Source organism: Duganella sp. Root198D2, from assembly GCF_001428585.1.
In the GTDB taxonomy this organism is placed as follows: Bacteria; Pseudomonadota; Gammaproteobacteria; order Burkholderiales; family Burkholderiaceae_D; genus Rugamonas.
Map to the genome: position 1 here is coordinate 5,543 of NZ_LMIC01000010.1, position 22,029 is coordinate 27,571.

Sequence of the window (22,029 nt, forward strand, 5' to 3'; positions counted from 1 at the left end):
TGTTGCTGGCGATGGCGCCGCCCTTCAGGTCGATCGTGTCGGCCTTGACGTGGTAGCCGCCGTCACCAGCGAACAGGCCCGATTGCTGGCCCACGCCTTCATAGGTGCCGCTGCCCTTCTGTTGCGACAGGTTGCCGCTGGCACCCATTACACCAAAACCTACCTGCACGCGCACACCGGTATTTGTCTGCACGCTGTCGAACTTGCTGATGTCTTGCAGGCTTTCGATGGCCAGCTTGCCGCCAACGTCCGTGTTGACGGTGTTGGCGGTCGCCGTTGCGCCTTTCAGCGTGGTGTCGCCTTTGCTGCTGATATTGATCGTGTCGGCTTTGAGCTCGGTGTTGTTGTTGAGCGTGGTGTCGTTCTTGTTGTGGCCTTTGCCGACATTGACAGAGCCGTAGACGTACGCGCCGGTTTGCGCGCCGATCTGGAACCCAACACCTACTTCAGCTCCGGAACTCTTGTTCTTGCCATCGCTATGCAGGGTGCTCTGGCTGGCGTCCAGCACGACGTTTTGTGCTGCGTCCAGGCTCAGGGTTTTGCCTGCATTGAGCGCGGCGCCGGTGGCGTGGATGTCGCCAGTGGTGGCCGTCAGGGTCACGTTGCGACCACCGTTGATGGTGCTGCCCTGTGCGGTGCTATCGCTGCCGTTGCTGGAGTTGCTGCTGCTGGCGAAGCCGATGCCAGCTTCGCCCTTGACCAGGACACCACTTTCCGTGCTGGCGGCCTGGTAGATGTTGGCGACTGCCGCCATGCTCTGCATGGCCTTCAGGCGGTTGTCGGATTTGCGCGCTGCGTCCACGTTGTTGACCAGGTCGATCAGCGGTGAGCTGACGCGGGCGAAGGAGCCGATCTTCAGGTCGCTGTTGGATTCCTGGTGGCTGCCGGTGTTCTGCAGCGCCGTGATGTCGATCGTTTTGGCGGTGATGTTGACATCATTCCCGGCCAGGACATTGCTCGAGGCCTGGGTGTACTTGCCGCCTGCGGTCAGGTTCACGTCGCCTTTCAGGCTGGAGACGTTGGAGGCCACCTGGGCCACCTGGTCGCTGTTGTCCTTGTGCTTTTCGTTGTGGTAGCCGGCAAAGCGTTCGGTGTCCGACACCACCACCTTGCCAACTGCCTTGTTGTTGCTCTGGTTGGCGTTGTGGAGCGTGTCCTGCGCGCTGGTGATGGTCAGGTCGCGTGCGGCATTGATCGACAGGTTGCCTTCCGAGACCACGTTGGCGCCGGTCAGCGTAATGTCGCCGGTTTGCGTCGCCATGGTGGTGCTGCCGCCGACCGACAGCTTGGTGCCGGTGACGGTGTCGGTAGAGCCATTGCCGTCGCCCTTGTTGTTCAGGGTGCCGACGCCCAGCAGGGTACGGTTATCAAAGCTAAAGCCTGACTTTTTCGACTCCTGCGATTTGGTTTCCGTGCTGTGGGCAACGTCGAACTTGATGTTGTCCTTGGCCAGGAGAAGCGCATTGCCTTCGGCGCTGATCTGCGCGCCCTGGCTGGTGATCGAACCATCGGAAGCGATGATGGTCAGGTCTTTGCCGGCAGTCAGGCTGCTGCTGCGTGCTTCGCTGATTGAGTGGTTTTGCGTGCTGTTCGCGTGCGTGGAACCGAATTGCGTTGTGACCAATGTCGTAGCCGCCAGGAGGCCGTCAACCATTCCCTCTGCCTGGCTGAAAGTCTTGCCAACGAAGCTGGCCGCTTTGGTATTCTCGGTGTCGGACCGGTAGGCACTCCGGAAGGCGGCCAGCGGGTTGACCGTCAAGCCCATGGCAAAACCGGCGTTGCTGCTCTCGGTCTTAGACTGGCCTACAGAAGTATTCTGCACTGCGGCCAGGTCGACATTCTTGCCGATCAGGGTGAGGTTTTCCTTGGCGGCGATGTCGGAGGCGACTACTTGCAGCGTTTCGCCCGACTTCAGCTTAACGCTGCCGTCCAGCGAACCGATGCTGGAAGCCAGCTGCGTGACCGTTTCTTCCGAGCTTTGCGAGGAGGCTTTGGACTTGCCGTAGCCGGCACTCAGGTTGCCGGCCGAATAGTGGACGCTGATGCCGGACTTTTTCTCCTGCCTGGTGCTCGATGTTTTGCTGGTTTCCTCGGCGCTGACGATCTTCAGGCCACCTTTGGCGTCGATGCTGAGGTCTTTATCGGCCAGCACGGTGCTGCCCTTGATCAGGGTATCGCCGCCGCTGGTGGCAACCACATTGCCGCCTTTGATGCTGCTGCCGATTGCCAGTGTACTTGCGTTGTACTCGGTGATGTCGCTACTGCTCTTTTTCACCTTGTTGCCCGACTTGCTGTGGTTCTCCACGTCGGATAAGTGAGTCTCGGCGACGCTGCCGATATTCAGATCCTTGCTTGCCTTCAGTGTCAAAGTGCCACCAGCGGCAAGCAAGCTGCCCTTCATGTTCAGGTCACTGCTTTGGTTGATACCTGCGCTGACCAGCAGGTCGCCAGTGGAGGCCACGCGAGCTCCGACGACCGATTGGTTCTCGTGGATATCCTTGCCCCAGTTCTTCTTGTTCTTGTCATCCTGCAGGCTGGTCTTGACCTCGTCAACCACGGCGTTGATGTTCACGGCACCGCCTGCACTCAACTTGCCTGCGCCGGAGCCGCTAGTTCCGATCGCCAACTGGATCCCGGTCAGGTTCAAGTTGCCCGTAGCGGCCATCAATAAGTCACCGCCGACATTGACTCGACTAACCTGGTTGTAAACTGCGCTGTTGTTCTCAGTATTGCCACCGATCAGGGCATGGTACGTGCTGCCGGTTTTCACCGTATCGAAGGTTATGCTATCGCCAGCGAAGATCGAGGCGCTGCCTGCGTTAATCGTGCCTGCCAGGTCGGAAACATTACGACCGGCGTCCATGATCAAGCCCCCGGTGGCGCTAATCATCGCCTGGTTGGAGAGCATCGTGAAACTGCCGCCGTTCACATTGGACGACCACTTGCTGTCCACGGTCAGAGTTTCGTTCTTTATATCGCGTCCGGCTTGCAGGGCGACGTTTCCACCCGTGATGGTGCCACCGCGGTTGATGATGTCTTCGCCGGCCAGCAGGATCGTGCGGCCGTTGCCGCTATCGATCACGCCGCCCTGGTTCATGATGGTTTCGCTGACGTCGATCACCACGGAGGCGCCGGTGACCAGCGCACCGGTTGGCCTGACTGCGTTGGCATTGAAGTGCGCCAGGTAGACCTTGGGCACCAGCACAGTCTCGATGGATCCATCGGGCAGTTGCACAGTCTCGCTTTCAAGCCAGACGATATCGCTGGTCAGATGGCTGACTTGCTCAGGGCTGAGCGAAATGCCCGGACGCAGGCCAAACTCCTGGGCGAAGCTGGCTGCGCTGTTCAGCATTTTCTTGTACAGCGCGTCGTCTCCTGGACGGGCACTCGGTGCCCGGCCGGTAAGCTCGGACAGTTGTTCGCGCACTAGACGCTGTTCGTAGAACCCGTCGCCCAGACGCTTCTGGGTGGTGGCATGGTCGACGGCCAGCTTGTCGAGAAGGAAGTCACTACTGGTCCATTGGTCCTGCTTTGCAAATTGTGGGCGCGTCTCGAACAGGTATTCGCCTTTCGGGTCCGGGTTGCGCAGGAACAGGCCGCCAGGAGAGATTTTCTTAACTCCATTGATGCTGTCGCCCCGCACTGCGGTTGCAGACCGGCCCGACGCGCTTCCTGCGGCGGAGTTGACGTCGCCTAGCGTGCTGTTTCGGGCTTGGTTGAAGACACCTCCGTGCAACGCACCTTGATGCGTCGGGCCGGCCAATTGCGTTCCTTCCACGGTATCGAGCCCGTTGCCGGTGCCGCTACCTGACGCAGTGCTGCCCGCCAGTAGTTGGTTGGCAGTGCCGCTGTTGCCCGCCTGGCCTGCGCTGCCAAGGTTGGCGCCCGCTCCGCTGGACCCAAGCCGACTTGCCAGGTTGGCATATGCGCCAGCTGCGCTGCCGGACACGTTGGCGCCCGCGCCGCCACCATTTCCACCGCCAGCGCTGGCATGCGCACCGCCGCTGGCGGCGCTATTTGCGCCGCTCCCGATCACATCGACGGAGTCGCGGAAATTGCCTACTGTACCAGCGCTACGGTCCACATTGCGGAAGCTGCGAGCGCTGATGAACACACCCTGCTCACCCAACATCGTTCCGCTCATCGCGCCAATTTCGTGGTTGATATCGCGATTGCTCCAGGCTGCAGTGTAACGGCCGGTATACGTCGTGAACGTACCGCTGAAACTGTGCCTCCTAAGCAGTTTTGTCCCGTCGTTGACAATAACGGGCCTGCCGGCTACGTCCAATGTGCCAAGGGCTTTAATCTCGCTAAGGGTGTTGTCCAGTGTATTGGTGACCGTCAAGCGCATATTTCCGCCGGAGAGGATCTGGCCAGCTTTGCCAGCGCTCGGGGAGACCTGGTCCTCGACGACAGTGTGGTTTGCCACACGCTTTTCTTCCAGTTGATCGGAAGTCTGCGTTCCAGTATGCCTTTCCGTATGTCGCAGGATGGTATGTTCCGGATCGTCATATGCCGGCTGGGTCACGATACGGAGGCAGTTCGTGCTACAGCTGCCATATGCACTGGAGAAGTTATACTCCGGCGTATTCCACTCAACCTGACGGCTGTCTGGCAGCTGATATGCATCCTTCGCGGCGCCACCTTGGTCAGGATTGGTCGCAGTACGGCTTTCGTAGTAATAAATGACCCTTACGCCATCGCTCGTTGGAATGCGGCTACGGGAACCCCATTTAGCAAAGTAACCACTGAGGGCACTGAAGAACGCTGAGTCGTTGGCATGGGTGCGTATCACCGCTCGGGTAATCTCATAACCGTCAGGCGTGATACGTTTTTCCGATTCCAGAATGTCTGCCGGATTAACGAAATAAACCTCCCATGGCGTGTAGTTACTGGAACCAGGATCGTAGGCGTTGGGGTTTCCACCAGGTCTATACCAGGACGGCATTGCCATATTCACCGTTTCCGTTCCGGTAACCTGGACAATCGATGCGTTATCTCGAATATTCTGCAACGTGACCGTATTCACGTCCAAATTGCTGCTCGCCTCGATAGTGGACGAAACGTTATTCACTTGCGCACTCAAGCCGCCGTTGGTAGCGCCAATAAACATACTTCCGGAGCTGTACAGCGTGCCGCCCTGAAGGTTGTTCAGCGTTCCATCCACACCGAGCGCCATATTGCCAGTGGAGCCGATCAAGGCGCTGGCGCCGGTGTTATTGAGGTTGCTGGTACGAACAGTGACGTTGCCGCCGACAATGCCGCTGGTGTTGCTGATGTTGGCGGCGACCAGGTCGAGCGCACTTTCGCCGTTGATCTCGCCGGCATTGGCCAGGTCGCCCGACGCGCGGATGGCGACTGCGCCGCCTTCGATCACGGCGCCGGCCTGGTTGGTTACCTGGTTGCCGCTCAGGGTCAACGTGCCTTCCGCGCCAAGAGTGCCGTTATTGGTGATGTTGCCGGTAACAGTCAGGCTCAAGTCGCGGTTCGCGTGGACTTGCTGGGCGCCGGCGGCTTGAACGAAGTCGCCGTTCATGCTCATCGCGAGGTCGCGGCCACCGAAGATTTCACCCAATGCGCCGACCGCGCCGGCCGATACGAACAAGTCGCGGTCGGTGGCAATGCGGCCGCCGGCGTTGCTCAATTGCGGGGTGTTCAGCGTCAGGTCGGCGCCGGAACCTCCTGCGGTGCCAAGGCTGCCGCCGTCGTTGTTCACGTATTGCGCGGAGATGTAAGCGTTGCCGCCGGAGAGCACCTGGCCGCTGTTGACGAAGCCAGCGCCGGCTTGGTTGAAGGTCAGCGTGCCGCCGCTGTTTACCTTGCCCTGGTTGGTCAGTTGCTGGGTGATTCCCAGGTCCATGCCCTGGCCGGAAGCGATGGCGCCCGACACGCCATTCCACAGCGTGGTGCCGGACAACAGCAGCTTGCCCATGCCGGCGATAGTGCCGTGGTTGGTGATTGCGCCTCGGCTCAGGAGGCTGGTGGCGCCATTGCCTTTATTGGCAATGCGGCCGGTGCCGTTGTCGATGGCTTCGCTGTTGATGGTCAGGATGCTGCCTGCGCCGACTGCTTCGATAACGCCGCCATTGTTTTGCAAGGCGCTGCCGGACGTCAGTTGCAGGTCGGTGCCGGCTTGCACGATGCCGCCGGCATTGTTTGCCACGCCGCCAACGGAGAGCGTGGCCTTGCCGTCTGCCACGAGCTGACCGCTGTTGGTGAAGCTGTTGGTGTTGATTGCCAGCTCGGCCCCGTAGCCATCCACGGTGGAGACCTGGCCGCTGTTGGTGAAGGACGATGCGTTGATCAGCGTCCTTCCCTTTGCGGCAACCTGGCCGCTATTGCTGAAGCTCGCCGCGGCTTCGTCGAAGGTCAGCGTGCCGCTGCTGCCGATAGTGCCTTGGTTATCGAGTTGCTGGTTCACGTCCAGCAGCATGGCTGCACCGGAACTGAGTTGGCCGCCGGCCTGGTTCTGCAGCGTGTTGACGTGGAGCTCAAGTGCGCCGTTGCCTGCGATCGTGCCGCTATTGGTGATGCCGGTGGCGCTGGTGACTGTGGTGTTGCCGCTGCCTGCGTTGACGATGCGGCCGTTGCTGTTGACGGATTGGGCGTTGACTGTGAGCCTGGACGCCGGACCGGCAGCTTCGATGGTGCCGCTGCCGTTATTCAGCCCGCTGGCTGCGTTCAGATTCAGGTCGCCGCCAGCGTGCAGCGTACCGCCGTTGTTGCTCACCGCGCCGCCAATCGTCGCAAGCAGTTGGCCGTCAGCTGAAACGGCACCGCCAAGGTTGGACAGGCTTCCGGCTTGCAGCGTAATGCCGCGGCCGGAGTTGCTCACTGTGTAAAGCTGGCCGCCATTGTTGGCGATACTGGACGCGATGATGCTGATTTCGCCGCCAGAACCCATGCGGCCACTGTTCGCAAACGAGGCCCCTGCCTGGTTGAACGTGACCGCGCCGGTGCTGCTGATGGTGCCGCCCTGGTTGTCGAGCTGCTGGCGCACTGCCAGGTCCAGCGTCGTTCCGGCGGAGATCACGCCACCGGCCTGGTTCTGCACAGTCTGCGCATTCAAGACCAGTGCGCCATTGCCGGCCATGGTGCCGCTGTTGATGAGGCTGCTCGCGCTGGTGATGCTGGTGCGCGCGGTGCCCGCGTTGACTATGCGGCCTGCGAGGCTGCTGATCGAATTGGCCTGCACGTCCAGCTTGGAACCAGCGCCCAATGCTTCCAGCGCGCCGCTGCTGTTGGTCAGAGTGCCGCCAGTAGTAACCGTCAAGTTGCCGGCCGCCTGCACCTGGCCCTGGGTGTTATCGAAGCCTGCGGCCGAAACAACGCTTGCGTTGCCTGCCGCTGCAATGGCGCCACTGCGGTTGCTCATGGTGCCCGCGCTGTCCAGCGTGATGTTTGCGCCGCCTGCGGTGGCCGTTGCGATCTGGCCGCCGTCGTTCTTGATGTTCGCGGCGTGGATGTTGATCGCACCTGCCGCAGCCATCTGGCCGCTGTTGCTGAACTGCGCAGCTGCCTGTTCGAAGGTCAGTGTGCCGCCACTGCTGATTTTTCCGGCGCTGCTCAAGGACTGGCGAACGCCGAAGTTCAGGTTGCCGCCGGAGGAGATGCTGCCGGCACTGGCGTTGTCCAGCGTGGCCGCGATCACGTTGACTACGCCATTGCCTGCGATCTGGCCGTTGCTGGTCACTGCACCGTTTGCGGTCAGGTTGGTTGCGCCGGTGCCCACGTTGACAATTCGGCCGGTGCCGTTGTCGATGCTGTTGGAGGTGATATCCAGCGTGCCGTTCGCTGCCGAGGTTTCGATGACGCCACCCTGGTTGGTGAGCGTTCCGCGCGAGGTGATGTTTGCGTTGCCGTCGGCAACGATGGCGCCGCTGGCGTTGCTGATGCTGTCCGAGTCCAGGCGCAGGTTGCCGCCGCCATCTTTGACCGTCACCAGTTGGCCGCCATCGTTACTGAAAGCGCCCGTTGTAAGCGTTGCACCGGTGCCGCTGACAAGCTGGCCGCTATTGCTTACTGCCTTGCCGGCTGCGTTCAGCGTGAATGCGGTGCGGCTGCTCATTGCACCTGCGTTGCCCATGCTTTGGCCGATAGTCAGGTCCAGCGTTCCGCCGGATGCGGCGATGCTGCCGCCGGTACGGTTGGCCAATTCGGCTGCGGACATGGCGAGGTTGCCGTTGCCGGCGATCAGGCCGGCATTATCCAGGATGGTGTCGACGTTCACCGTGGTGGTGTTAGTGCCGACGTTGACGATGCGGCCGGTGCCGTTTGCCAGCGAGCCGGCGTGCAGGTCGAGCGTGGCGTTCGGGGCCAGCGCTTCCACGACGCCGCCGCTGTTGCTCATTGCGCCTGCGGTGTCGATGTCCAGCGAGCCGGCGGATTGCACGGTGCCTTGGGTATTATCGAGCTTGCCGGCGCTGTCGATCGTCGCCGCTGCATCGGACATGATCACGCCGCCGCGGTTGCTGACCGAGTTGGCATCGATGGTCATTGCCGCGCCGGAGCCTTTGGCGGTGGCCAGCTGGCCGCCGTCGTTATTCAAATCTCCTGTATGCAGGGTCATTTCGCCTTGCGAGACGATCAACTTGCTGTTGCTGACCGAGGCTCCGCTGGCGTTGACTTGCAGGATGCCGCCACTGTTAATGGTGCCGGCATTGGTCAGCGAGCCGGTTACGGTGGCTGTCATGCCTTGCGCGGACGCGATGGTGCCGTTGGCTTTGTTTTCCAGCGTGGCGGCGGCGATTTCCAGCGCGCCGTTGCCTGCGATTGTGCCGTTGCTGGTGATTCCGCGCACGGCGGCCACGGTCGTGGCGCCAGTGCCTACGTTGACGACGCGTCCGGTGCCGTTGTCCAAATCGCCTGCATTCAGGTGCAGGGTGCTGGCGGCGGAGACTGACTCGATATTGCCACCGTCGTTCTTCACGGTGCCGCCGGCTTCAACCTGCAGGTCCGTGCGCGCTTGCAGCAGGCCACCGCTGTTATCGACATCCCCGCTGGCGTGCAGGTCCGCTTTGTTATCGGACATGAGGGTGCCGCTCTTGTTGCTGACACTTTGGGCGTTGAGCTGCACGCTGGCGTTCGAACCTTGTGCCGTGGCGAGTTTGCCGCCATCGTTGTTGATGCTTGCTGCGGTCAGGTCGATAGTGCCCGCGGCGACCATGGTGCCGCTATTGCGCAGCGCCAGGCCGGCTTGATTCGTTTGCAAGGTTCCGGCACTGCTGACGGTACCAGCGTTGTCCAGCGAGGATTGCACGGCGAGCGACATGTCGCCGCCGGCACTGACAGCACCTTGCGACTGGTTGCGCAGGGATGCGGCGGACAGGTCCAGTTTTCCATTGCCTGCGATCTGGCCGCTGTTTTGAATGTGGGCCGTTGCTGCGACGCTGGTAGTCCCGCTGCCGACGTTGACGATGCGGCCGGTCGTGTTGTCGATCGATGCGGCGTTCAGGTGCATGGTGCTGCCTGCGCCGGTTGCCTGAAGCAGACCGCCGGCGTTGTTCATGGCGCCGCCTGCGCCCAATTGCAGGTCGCGCGCGGCCTGGATTTCGCCGCTGCTGTTGTCGACCGTTCCGCCGACGGTGACCGTTGCGTCGGCTCCGGAGCTGATAATGCCGCTGCGGTTATCCAGCTTGCCAACGTTGGCGACAATGCCGAAGCCGCTGGCGGTGATGATCTGGCCGTCGCGGTTGTCAAGTTCGCGGGCGTTCAGGGTTGCAGCGCCTTTTGCAGTGATGGAACCGCTATTGCGCAGGGATGCGCCCTGCTGGTCGAAATTGAGTTTGCCCTGGGTGCTGATCTGGCCATCAAGGTTATTCAGTTCCGTGCGCACTTTCAAGTCCAGGTCGGACATGGCGGTGACAATGCCGCCGGTGCCGTTAGTCAGGCTTTCGGCGCTGACCGCCAGTGCGCCATTGCTGCCGATCAGGCCATTGTTGGCGATGTAACGATTAACCGTGAGCGAGGATTGACCGGTGCCGGTGGAAACAATGCTGCCTGCGCGGTTGGTCAGCGTATCGCCTGCCAGCGCCAGTTCATCGCGGCTTTCAATGCGTCCGGCGTCGTTGTTGATGCCGGCTGCGGCACGCAGGTCCAGCGTACCGCCGGAGCCGAGGTAGCCGCCGGCGTTGCTTGCGTCGCCGGCGATGTGCGCCGATGCGCTGCCGTCGGCGCGAATGGTGCCGGTGTCGTTCTTCAGCGAACCGGAGGTGATGTCGATGCGGCTGGTGCTGCCTTCGGCGGTGGCAATGGTGCCGTTGCGGTTGTCGATCGAGCTGTTCTCGATCTTCAGGGGGCCTTTTGCAAGGATCGCGCCGGAGTTCAGCAGCGCGGACTGGGCCTGCGACATAGTGAAGCTGCCGCCGTTGCTGATGCTGCCTTCGTTTTTCAGCAGCGAGTCGACGTTCATATTGACGTCGCCGGTGGCGGTGATTCGGCCTTGCTGGGTGTTCGTCAGCGTGGAGGCGTCGATATTCATGGCGCCGTTGCCGCCGATTTGTCCGCTATTGCTGATCGTCGCGGCCTTCAAGGCAAGCGGGCCGCTGCCTGCGTTGATGATGCGGCCCGCGGTGTTGTCGATTGCTGCGGCCTGCACTGCGAGGCCGCTTTGACTGCCCAGAGTTTCGATGGAGCCGTCCCGATTGCGTACGGCGCCTCCCGCTTCCAGGGACAGGCCTTTGTTGGCTTGCACCTGGCCGGTCGTGTTGTCCATGTCAGCGGACACTTGCAAGGATGCCTGGCCGCCTGAGGAGATCTGGCCGTGCTGGTTGGCGAGCGTCGATGCTTTCAGCGACAGGTCGCCAGCAGTGGCGATGGCGCCGGAAGTGTTGGTCAGGGCGCCGGTTTCCAGTTGTGCGTTGCCGCCGATGCGCCAGTCGCCTTGCTCGCTGCTGGTGGTGCCGCTATTCAGGGCGAGGTTGCCGCCGACGTTCAATTTGCTGGCGGCGCCGGAGATTTCACCGGCGCGCAGGTTCAGGTTTCCTGCGGTTTCCAGCTTGCCGCTCGCTTGCTGGAGCTTGCCGCCGACGTTGATGCTCGCGTCGCTGGCGCCCAGCTGGAGCATAGTGCCGCTGTCGTTATTCAGGTAGCGGGCGACCTCGATGGACAGTTTGTTTGCTTGCAGCAGCCCGCTGCTGTTGTCGAATTCGCCGAGCGTGGCGTTGAAGACGCCTCCGGTCAGCAGGCGGCCGGACTGGTTGTTCAAGGTCGAAAGCTGCAGCGTCGCGTCTTGCTGCACCCCGATCTGGCCCTGGCTGTTGTCCAGGGCGCCGCCGTCTACTTTCAGCGCGCGCAGGTTGGCTTGGCCGCGCTGGTTGCTCAACACGGTCGTGTCCAGGTTGATGCCGCCGGTGGCGGTGACCAGGCCGTGCTGGTTGTCCATCGTGGCGAATTTGAGTTCGCCCGCTGGCAGCGCTGGGACGGCGGTGCCGCCACTGGCGCCATTGCCTGCACCCGTTCCGCCCGTGCTGCCGGAGTCCGTGGTGCCGGTGCCGGCGCCCGCGTCAACGCTGCCGCTCGTGCCGCCCGTGGCGCCCGTACCGCCATCGGTGGCGCTGGCTACGGCCTGTCCCAACACACCATCCGCGTTATTGGTGCTGCCAACGTTGAGGTTCAGCGCAGACGAACCGCCTTGTACGATCTTCCCGCCTGCGTTCAGCAAGGCGCCATTGGCGCTGCCCAACTCAATGCGCCGCGCCTCGACCGAGCCGCCACGGTTATCGAAATCGCCAGTGACCGCTGCACGCAATTGCCCGCCAGCGTTCATGCTGCCGCCATTGGCCACGGAAGCCGATTTGAGCGCCAGGTCTTCACCTGCCTGCATCTTGCCTTTGTTCTCGACCGCATCCCGCACGGTTACCTGCATGCCCTTGGAGGCCGCCAGCGTACCGGTATTCTCCAGGCGCCCCTCGGAAGTGACGACCAGCTGCCCCGCCGCCGCACCGATCTCGCCGGCATTGCGCACGCCGACACCCGCCTCGGTACCGACCAGGAAAATCTGGTTTGCGTACATGCCGCCCAGGCGCGAAGCATCGATGGCGAATTGCGGCGCGCCATCGCTTGCTTTACCAACCTCGGTCACCGTTGGCGATTCGGCTTCTGCCACCTTGTTCACGCCAGTAACCACGTTCAGGCGCTGCGCCCACACGGCGGCATTCAGCACCAGCGAACGGCTGATCAAAGCCGTGTAGTCGGTCTTGCTCGCATCCAGGCCGGCGCCGTCGATCACGATCTGGCCGCGCTGCACGTCGTAGCCTGCCAGCCTGCCATCCGTCATGAACGGCGAACCGGTTGTCAGCGTCGCGCGGCTCACGTTGATAAAGCCGCCGCCATCCACCGAAATACCGGACGGGTTGGCAATGACCACCTCCGCCTTCTGGCCCGCCACTTCGATGTAGCCGCGCAGTGCACTAGGGTTATTGGAGTTGACCTCATTCAGGATCACCTTCGCGGCGCCCGCTTTCAGCCATGGGTTCGCCTCGACCCAACCGCCCAATTCGGTCTGCACATTCGAGCGCGAGTTGTTGAGGATCGCTCCACCCTTTGCCACGTCGAATTGCGAATAGACGTTGCGCGACACCCCGGCCGCACTTGGCCCACGCACATTCACCTGCGGCACGCCGTTGGCCGCCTTCAGCACGATGGCCTGGTTCTGGCTTGGCGCCTTTGGATCGGCAATGATCTGCGCCTGCACATGGCTGGCCCAAAGGAACCCGCCAAAAGCCGCGCCGAACAACAAGGTCAATCGGCGCAATGCGGGATGAACGATAGCGGCCGGTGCCGAGCTATCGAGTGCATCGGTCTGTCCGGCGCCTTTGCCGCAGCTGCGGGCGCTCTCTCCCACTGCCATCAGCATGCCACGTGCTTTGTTGAAAACGATACGGTAGCGAAGTTTGTTCATGATGCTCAGAATTCGTAGTTCAAGTTGAAGCCAGTGGCAACGCTGGCGGTGCGGAAGGCGTGCGGCTTGCTCACCGGCTTACCCGCGAAGAAGTCGGTACTCAGGCCGCCGAACTGGCCGCGCCAGCCCAGCGCAGCACCGGTCAGGCGGGTGCCGCGCAGCAGTGATGCGGACGGGCCGGATACGACGCCGTGGTCCAGCGCGAAGTAGAGCTGGTGCCGGCTCTCGGGGATGGTCCAGTTCAGGTCATTGCGCAGCAGCCAGCCACGCTCGGCAGACAGGCTGGCCTCGCCGTCGAAGCCGCGTACGGTGTAGCGGCCGCCGATGGAAAAGCGGTCCTGCGGAATCAGCTTGGTGCGGTTCCATTGGCGGCGCCATGCGGCCTGGTACGACAGGGACTTGGTCAACGGCCAGTTCAGCGTAACGTCGGCATTGAAGATGCGCGGGCGCGCGGTGCCTTCGTCGAAGGCCTCTTCCTGTGCCGGCAGGCTGCCGTAGGAGCTGGTGCCCAGCTTCCAGGTCAGGTTGCTGTCCAGGGTGGCGGCGCCGATGAATTCCTTGTGAGCGATGCCGGCCACGAAACCGGCCATGCGGCGGCGCTGCACTTCCACTTCCATGTCGTCGATGTAATTGCGGCTACCGCGCTGGTAGGTGCGCAGCGACAGCGTGGTCTTGCGCATGGCATCGCGATACACCAGGCGCGAGACCTTCAATTCGGCGGTGTTGCTGGTGCCGCGATAGATGTAGTCGTGGAAGGCGCCGGCTACGGTCTGGCGGTAGCGGTAGTCGTTCAGTTGCAGCGAAAGCAGCCAGTAGTCGAACGGCACCGAGTAATGCAGGGCATAGCCGCTGGTGCCGTACTCGCCGCCAGGGCTGTCGCCAGGTACGTTGCGGTTGAGGGTGAAGTAGAACAGGTCTTGCAGGCCGAAGGGATTGTCGACCGACAGCGTGAGGCCGCCCTGGTAGGTGCCGGTCGAACGGCTGCCGCTATCATCCACCGATGCGCTGAAGCGATAGGCGCGGCCGCCCTTCCATTTCACTTGCAGGTCGCTTTCGCCGGGCCGCTCGCCAGGCACGATTTCAAAGTCGGCCTGCGCACCCGGTACGCGTTTCAGGTTCTCCAGGCCTTGCTCGATGTCGCGCAGGTTCAGCAACTGGCCAGCCGCCAGCGGCAACGCGTTGTCGAACGCCGGCGTCTGTTCCGGATAACGCAACGCGCGAATGCGCCCAGGCACCAGTTTCAGGTGCAGCTCGCCGCTCAGCAATTCCTGCGGGGCTGCCAGCACGCGGGCCGTCACGTAGCCCTGCGCCACCAGCGCGTTCTGGACTTCGCCCACCAGGACGTTGATGCCGGCACTGCCAAGGCATCGGCCAAGAGCGCCGTCCGCCGCTTTCAGCGCCCATTGGAATTGGCCAGCCAGCTCGCCCTCCAGGAACACGCGGCGGATCGGGAAGCACGGCGATTCGTTTTCCGGCCAGACCGCCCGCGTAGCCTTAACTTCGCGCTGCAGACGCACGTCCGCCTTGGCCTCGTCCTGGCGTGCGCGTTCGCGCTCACGCTGTTCCTGGCGTTGCAGTTCCTGGTTTGCCAATGCAGGATCGACCTGCGCCAGCGCAGGCAAAGCTGCGCCAAGGCCGAGCGCAAGCTGCGCGGCCAATCCTATCCTCTTGCACAACATCTATTTCTCACGGGAATTTTTTCAGCCCGGAAGTATAGCTGTGTATCCTTCGTAACGAGATGTTTCGCTTATATATATTTATTATTTGGTGAAGGGTATATGGCAATTAGATAGGAGTTTGTGACAATTGGAGAGAATTAATCCAGTTAAAATCTCGCCTATCCCTATGGGGAAAACGCAAGTCACTCAAAATCAATGACTTGTGTTTAATTTGAGGAATCACTCTACTTTTGAAATACTGGCATCGCTGCCTGCTTTCCTTAATCCAGAGTTGAATAGTCGGTGTACCCTGTAGCGTTGCCGCCGAAGAAAGTGCTGCGGTCGGCAGGGTTAATTGACGCATTAGTTTTGAGGCGGGTAACGAAGTCCGGATTCGCAAGTACCATCTGGCCGTACGCCTCCACCTCCGCCAGGCCGGCTTCGACGTCGGCGCCGATCTGTTCGCGCGGGCGGCCAGGGCGATTCAACACCAGGGTGCCCTTCCACAACCTGCGGATATCTGCCAGCAGCGCTTCATCGCCCTGATGCATGATGTGCAGGTAGGCCAGGCCCGTACTCGTCGTCACGGACATTCGCGCTCGGCGCAAGGAACTGTTGCACCAGGTAGGCATTGGCACCGTGGATTTCCACGCCATCGGCGCCAGCTTCGATTGCACGGCGTGCGGCCATGCGGAAGTCGCCCACTGTCTGTCGTGCTTCGGCGGTACCGAGCGCGCGCGGCACCCGAATATCCTGCATGAACAGGCGGCCGCCTTTGGCGTGCACCGCATCCGCGACCTTCTTCCAGCCCTCGGCGTGGGCATCTGTATGGATGCCGGGCGTCGCCATATAACCCTGGCCATCTTCCGAAGGCTGGGTGCCCTCGGTGACGATCAGGCCCATGTCGGCGCGCTGGGCATAGTATTCCGCTGCGAGCTCGCCCGGCATGCCGTCGAACTGTGCGCGGCTGCGCGTCATTGGGCCTATGGCAAGGCGGTTGGCCAGGGTATAGCGGCCGACGCGGACGGTTTCAAACAGTTTGCTCACGGCGCCGGAGATGTTCTGGGCATCCCGAATTCAACGATTTCGCGCCGGATCGCCGCGCTCGAAAAGACCATCGGCCTGCGGCTGCTGCATCGCACGACCCGCAAAATCGAATTGACGGAAGCGGGACAAATCTATTTCGAACGCTGCAAGCGCATCGTCGACGAAGCGCGCCTGGCGTATGAACAACTGGGCGGCATGCTGGCGCAGCCGACCGGCGTACTACGCGCCTCACTGCCGGTGGATTTTGCACAGACCTATCTTGCGCCCCTGATTGCGGAATTCGCGCAACTGTACCCCGGCATCACCTTCGACCTGGACTTGACGCCGCGCCGCGTGGACCTGGTCAGCGAACCATATGACATAGCGATACGCATGGGTGAATTGGCGGACTCACAACTGATCGCGCGCCAGCTTGCCCTGCTGACGCCGAAGCTGTACGCCTCGCCCGGCTACCTTGCGCAACATGGCGAACCGTCCGAAGCGGCCAGCCTCGCGCCACATTCCTGCCTGGGATTGGTGAAGTCCAGTACCTGGACCCTGCTCGATGGCGAGCAAAGCGTGCCTGTCACTGTCGGCAGCCGCTTCGCCATCAACAGTGTTGGCCTGATACGCCGCATGGCGACGCTCGATATGGGGATCCTGCTGCTGCCGGACGAAATCGTTGCTGACGATGTTGCGGCAGGACGCTTGCAACGCGTCCTGCCGCAATGGCATGGCAAACCGACGCCGGCGTACGCCCTGACCGAGACCCGGCTGGTGCCGGCCAAGACGCAGCGCTTTATTGAATTCCTGCGAGAGCGGCTGGCGCGGCAGGGCTGACTTCCTCTTTGCGGACGTATGCCAGGCGGTACAGCAAGGGCAATAGCAGCAGCGTCAGCGCAGTGGAAGACAGCACGCCGCCAATCACCACAGTCGCCAGCGGGCGCTGGACTTCGGCGCCGGTGCCGGTGGCAATCGCCATCGGCACGAATCCAAGCGATGCCACCAGGGCCGTCATCAACACGGGCCGCAAGCGCACCAGTGCGCCGTTGCGTACCGCATCGGCCAGCGGCTGCCCCTGCTCGCGCAAGCTGCGGATGAAGGAAATCATCACCAACCCATTCAGCACCGCGACGCCGGACAATGCGATAAAGCCGACGGCTGCCGATATCGACATCGGAATGCCGCGCATCCAGAGTGCGAAAATGCCGCCTGTCAGCGCAAACGGAATGCCGGTGAACACCAGCGCGCCATCGCGTGCATTGTTAAACATCAGGAACAGCAGCGCAAACACCAGCGCGAGCGATGCCGGTACCACCACCTTCAGGCGTTGCGCGGCATTCTGCAGGTTTTCAAACTGCCCCCCCCAGGCCAGCCAGTAGCCGGCCGGCAGCTTCACGCCTTTCAGGATCGCTTGCTGCGCTTCTTCGACGAAGGAGCCGATATCGCGGTCCTGCATATTGACCGTGACCACCACGCGGCGCTTGCCCTGCTCGCGGCTTAGCTGGTTCGGGCCCGGCGCCGTGTCGAAGCTGGCGATTTCGGCCAGCGTAACGTAGGCTGGCCGCGCGCCATCCTTCTTCGGCAACGGCACTGGCAGGCGCTTGAGCAGTTCGATGTCCGAGCGCAGCGTTTCCGGCAGCCGCACCACGATATCGAAACGGCGATCGCCTTCGAACATGGCGCCGGCTTCGCGGCCGGCGGTGGCCATGGCGATCAGTTCCTGCACCTCGGCGATGTTCAGCCCAAGGCGCGCGGCGCGTTCGCGGTCGACCTGGATCTGCAGCATCGGCAGGCCGCTGGTTTGTTCGACCTTGACCCCGGAGGCGCCGGGAATCCTGTTGAGGATCGCGCCGATTTCGGTGGCTTTTGCGTTCAGCACGTCAAGGTCGTCGCCGAATACCTTGACCGCTACGTCGCTGCGCACGCCGGAAATCAGTTCGTTCACGCGCAGCTGGATCGGCTGGCTGAATTCATAGCTATTGCCCGGCAGTTGCTCCAGCGTGGCGCGGATTGCCGCCAGCAGTTCTTCGCGGCTGCGCTTCGGCTTCGGCCATTCCTTCTCCGGCTTGAGCATGATGTAGCCGTCCGAAATGCTTGGCGGCATAGGGTCCGATGCGATTTCCGCCGTACCGGTACGGGCAAAGACGTTGGCAATTTCGGGGAACTTCGCCACCAGCGTTTTTTCAATCTGCTGCTGCATCTGCACCGATTGTCCCAAGCCGGTGCCGGGAATGCGCACGGTCAGCACAGCGAAATCGCCTTCGTTCAGGTTGGGCACGAACTCGGTGCCCAGGCGCGTTGCCAGCAGCACGGACAGGGCAAGCACCAGGCCGGCGGCGGTAAAGACGACCGGGCGGTTGGCCATCACGTAGTCGAGCAGTTCGCCGTAGCGGCGTTTGGCTGCCAGCATCAGGCGCCCTTCTTCCTCACTTACCGGTTTGTTCATGAATAGCGCCACGGCAGCGGGCACGAAGGTTATCGACAGCAGCATCGCACCCAGCAAAGCCGTGACGACGGTGAAGGCCATCGGGTGGAACATCTTGCCTTCGATCCCCGAGAGCACGAAGATCGGCAGGTACACGATCATGATGATCAACTGCCCAAACAGCAGCGGCCTGCGCGCCTCGTGGGCGGCGGCAAAGACTTCCGCAAAGCGCTCTTCGCGCGTCAGGGTCCGCCCCGCCTGCTGCTGCGCATGCGCCAGGCGTCGTACGCAATTCTCCACGATCACCACGGCGCCATCGACAATGATGCCGAAATCGAGTGCACCAAGGCTAAGCAGGTTGGCGCTGACGTTGTTGGCCACCATGCCGGTGAAGGTAAACAGCATCGACAGCGGGATCACCATCGCCGTGATCAGCGCAGCGCGCAGGTTGCCGAGGAAGAGGAACAGCACGCCGATCACCAGCACCGCGCCTTCCAGCAGGTTGCGCTTGACGGTGTCGATTGCTTTCTCGACCAGCACCGTGCGGTTGTACACCGGCGTGGCCGAAACGCCGGCCGGCAGGCTGCGGTTGATGTCGACCATCTTCTTGTCGACTGCAAGCGCCACAGCGCGGCTGTTTTCGCCGATCAGCATGAAGACGGTGCCGAGCACCACCTCGCGGCCGTTGCGGGTGGCGGCTCCGGTGCGCAGTTCCGCACCAACACCCACCGTTGCAATGTCGGCGACGCGCACGGCCACGCCGTCGATGGTGGAGACCACGATATTGCCGATGTCGGCCACGGACTTGAGCTGGCCCGGGGCGCGCAGCAGGTACTGTTCGCCCTCTTTCTCGATATAGCCTGCGCCGACGTTGCCGTTATTGCGTTCCAGCGCCGTCACCACGTCCGACAGGTTCAGGCCATACGACGCCAGTTTGGCGGGAGTCGGTGCGACCAGGTATTCCTTATCGTAGCCGCCGATCGAGTTGATCTCGGTGACGCCGGGTACATTGCGCAGTTGCGGCTTGATGATCCAGTCCTGGATTTCACGCAGGTCGGTCGGCGTGTAAGGTGTACCGTCAGGCTTGCGCGCATCCGGCGCCGCATCCACCGTCCACAGGTAGATCTCGGACAGACCGGTGGCAATGGGACTCATGGTCGGCGTCACGCCCACTGGAAGCTGGCCGCGCGCGTCCTGGATGCGCTGGCTGATCAACTGGCGGGCGAAGTGGATGTCGGTGCCGTCCTTGAATACCACCGTGATCTGCGACAGTCCATAGCGCGACAAAGACCTGGTCTGCTCGAGGCGCGGCAGGCCGGCCATCAGCGATTCGATCGGGAAGGTGATGCGCTGTTCCACTTCCAGCGGCGAGTAGCCGGCGGCAGCGGTGTTGATCTGCACCTGGACGTTGGTAATGTCCGGCACAGCGTCAATCGGCAGCTTCTTGTAATTCACCGCGCCCAGCACGGCCATGGCCAATACCGCGAACATGACCAGCCAGCGGTGGCCTATGCAAGCCTGGATAATTCTGCTTAACATGGCGGCTCCTTAATCTTCATGCTCGGCTGTGCCCTTGCCCTGCTCCGCCTTGACGGTGAAGCTGTGAGCGGCGGCGTACCTGGAATCCTTGCGCAGGCCCGAAGTGAGTTCCACCAGCTTGCCATCGGAGCGGCCGACCGTGACCGGCACCGGCGTGAACGCCTGGCCATCACGCTGGAAGACGACCTGCGTGCCGTTCAGCACTTGCAGCGCTTCTTTTTCCACGGCGACCGCCACTTCAGCCGAGCCGGTGACCACGTCCACGTCAACGAACAGGCCGGGACGCCAAGCCAGCTGCGGATTCTCCAGCACCACGCGGGCCCGCGCGGCACGCGTTTGTTCGCCGATCATGGCACTGACGAAACTCACCTTGCCATTGACTGCGGCACCGGAGGCAGCCGAATGCAGCACGGCGTCCGTGCCGACCTTGACGATCTCGAGGTCCTTCGCAGGCACCACGACTTCCGCCCAGACCTGGCGCAGGTCGGAAACGGTGAAGATCTTGGTTTCCGCACCAATCGCCTCACCGACGGCAATATGTTTGTCGACGATCAGGCCATCGAAAGGTGCGCGTATTTCCAGACGGTTGAACGGGCCCTTGCCTGAGCCGCTGGCACCGATCGCCACCAGCTTCTGGCGCGCGTTCTGCACGGCGATGCTGGCTTCATGCCATTCCTGCTCCGCCTTCAGGTAGTCCTGGCGTGCAGAGACCTTGTCTTCCCACAGCTTCTTTTCGGATTCATAGACCGAACGCGCAAGCGCTGCGCGCTTTTCGGCCGCGGCCAGGCTGCTGCGTTGCTCCGACACGTCGGCGCTGGCGACGACTGCCAGCAGTTCGCCCTTGCGTACCTGCTGGCCAAGATTGGCCAGCACTTCCTGCACGATACCGTCGACGCGCGGCGTGACGTGGGCGGTGCGGTCTTCGTTCAGTTTGACTTCGCCCGGAAGGCGAACGAAGGTTTCAAGCCGCGCGGCGCCGGCGGTGCGCACCTTGATATCGGCCGCGGCGACCTGCGCATCGGTGAACGGAATTGGCTGCGTGCCGCCGGCAGCGCCGCCGGCCGGGTGTTCGTCGTGATGTTCGCTGGCCTCGGCATCGGCCTTCGCAGCCGGGGCGATGCGCTCCCAGCCCAAAACGCCGCCCGCAAACAGGGCGGCAACGGCCACCATGGCCGCAATAGTAATTTTCTGACGCTTGTTCATTTTGAATCCTTGGAGTCCAGGTTGCCAACCAGTTTTGCCAGGTCGGCCCGGGCCCGGTAGAAGTCTGAAATAGCCCGCAGGTGCTGGCCCTGCGCCTGCACCCAGGTACGCTGTGCATCAAGCACTTCAACGTAATTGAATTTGCCGGCCTCAAAGCCTTTCATCGCCGCATCGGCTGCATATTGGGCGCCGGGCAGCACGTCCTCGCGCACCAGGCGCTCCTGCTGCATGGCCGATTGCATGCGCGCATGGGCCTGCAGCGCCTCCGCCCGAACGCGCTGGCGAGTGGCTTCCAGCTCCGAGCGGGCCTTGTCAGTGCGGCGCTCGGCTGCCAGGATCGCACCCTGGTTGCGGTTGAAAAGCGGCAGCGGTACGGACAAGCCGATGATGTTCTGCCGCACGCGATCGCGCTCGGGTCCCTCGCTGCGCTTGCTGCCGACGATCAGCGCAACATCGGGCATGCGGGCGGCGCGCTCCATGCGCAGTGATGCCGCGCCTGCGTCGACTTCCGCGACGGCCCGCTCGATTGCAGGGGCGGAAGCGATCAGGTCTTCAAGCTGCGCGCCGTGCGGGCCGGCTTCGGCCGGCGTTGCGGGCGCGGCCAGCGCCCCGATTTCGCTGCCCGTGTTGCCAAGCAGGCTGGCCAGCTTGATGCGTGCTTCGTCCAATTCACGCTGGGCGGTCACGCCTTCCATGCGCCAGTTCGCTTCCGCCACCCGCGCCCGCGCCTCTTCGACTGGGGAGACTTTGCCCGCCAATACGCGCCGTGCCGCCGCGTCGCTGGAACGGCGTCCGCTTTCACTGACCTGCGCCGCCAGGGCGAGATGCTGCTGGGCGAGATAAGTTTGATGGTAGGCGGCGACAACTTCCGCCTCGATCCGCGCCCGGCCAACGGCCAGGTCCAGAGTCGCCGCACGGCTGCCGGCCTGCGCCGCCGCCATGCGCGCGGCGCGCTTGCCGCCCAGTTCAAGCGGGATCGATAGCTGGACGGTCGAAGATCCGCCTTCGCTGGTTTTCCCTTCGCGCAGGTAGTCCAGCGAAGGATTGGGCAACAGCGACGCCTGGCGTCCGGCTGCGTCGACGGCAGAAACTTCCAGTCCCAGCGCTTGCAGCTCGGGATTGCTTTGCCGCGCACGTTCCAGTGCTTCGGCAAGCGTCAATGATGGTTGCGCCCATGCCGGGGCCAGGCAAATGGCCGCCAGCAAAGGCACGCAAATAGCTTTCACAATTTTGCTCCTTGATGATTGATGGGGAACGGCTGCATGCGGCAGCCG

The 22,029-nt window shown here is 62.5% G+C and carries 6 protein-coding genes and 1 pseudogene; 1 reads left to right on the top strand and 6 read right to left on the bottom strand.

All coding sequences use genetic code 11. The features are described from left to right. From ASE26_RS30565 to ASE26_RS31180, 3 genes and pseudogenes are all read right to left on the bottom strand, one after another. A partial coding sequence (locus ASE26_RS30565; RefSeq protein WP_156409914.1) for a hemagglutinin repeat-containing protein occupies nucleotides 1–12,901 on the bottom strand: 12,901 nt, incomplete at its 3' end. 5 nt (nucleotides 12,902–12,906) lie between these two features. Then, nucleotides 12,907–14,559: a ShlB/FhaC/HecB family hemolysin secretion/activation protein gene (locus ASE26_RS11060; protein ID WP_229208137.1), complete on the bottom strand. Its 1,653-nt coding sequence runs from the start codon at nucleotides 14,557–14,559 to the stop codon at nucleotides 12,907–12,909. A gap of 281 nt (nucleotides 14,560–14,840) precedes the next feature. Then, nucleotides 14,841–15,606 (bottom strand): annotated as a pseudogene (locus tag ASE26_RS31180) (alkene reductase). On the opposite strand from ASE26_RS31180, the gene ASE26_RS11070 reads away from it, so the two are divergent. Beyond that, entirely contained in the window at nucleotides 15,568–16,425 is an 858-nt protein-coding gene (locus ASE26_RS11070; protein ID WP_055927738.1) for a LysR family transcriptional regulator, read from the top strand. The pseudogene ASE26_RS31180 and the gene ASE26_RS11070 sit on opposite strands and share 39 nt — an antisense overlap. Here ASE26_RS11070 and ASE26_RS11075 read toward each other — a convergent pair. From ASE26_RS11075 to ASE26_RS11085, 3 genes are read right to left on the bottom strand one after another with little or no spacing between them, the layout of a single operon-like run. After that, the gene (locus ASE26_RS11075) at nucleotides 16,385–19,552 is read right to left on the bottom strand and encodes an efflux RND transporter permease subunit (protein WP_057246238.1); all 3,168 of its coding nucleotides are present in this window, start codon (nucleotides 19,550–19,552) and stop codon (nucleotides 16,385–16,387) included. The two genes, ASE26_RS11070 and ASE26_RS11075, sit on opposite strands and share 41 nt — an antisense overlap. A gap of 9 nt (nucleotides 19,553–19,561) precedes the next feature. Further along, a complete protein-coding gene (locus ASE26_RS11080; protein ID WP_055927705.1) occupies nucleotides 19,562–20,755 on the bottom strand; it encodes an efflux RND transporter periplasmic adaptor subunit in 1,194 nt (397 codons plus the stop codon). Next, on the bottom strand, nucleotides 20,752–21,981 hold the full coding sequence (locus ASE26_RS11085) for a TolC family protein (RefSeq protein WP_162259168.1): 1,230 nt from the start codon (nucleotides 21,979–21,981) through the stop codon (nucleotides 20,752–20,754). Before ASE26_RS11085 ends, ASE26_RS11080 begins: the two co-directional genes overlap by 4 nt. Nucleotides 21,982–22,029 lie beyond the last annotated feature (48 nt).

Coding starts and splice junctions, on each gene's coding strand:
- ASE26_RS11075 (WP_057246238.1), bottom strand. CDS start 19,552: ATGTTAAGCAGAATTATCCAGGCTTGCATAGGCCACCGCTGGCTGGTC.
- ASE26_RS11080 (WP_055927705.1), bottom strand. CDS start 20,755: ATGAACAAGCGTCAGAAAATTACTATTGCGGCCATGGTGGCCGTTGCC.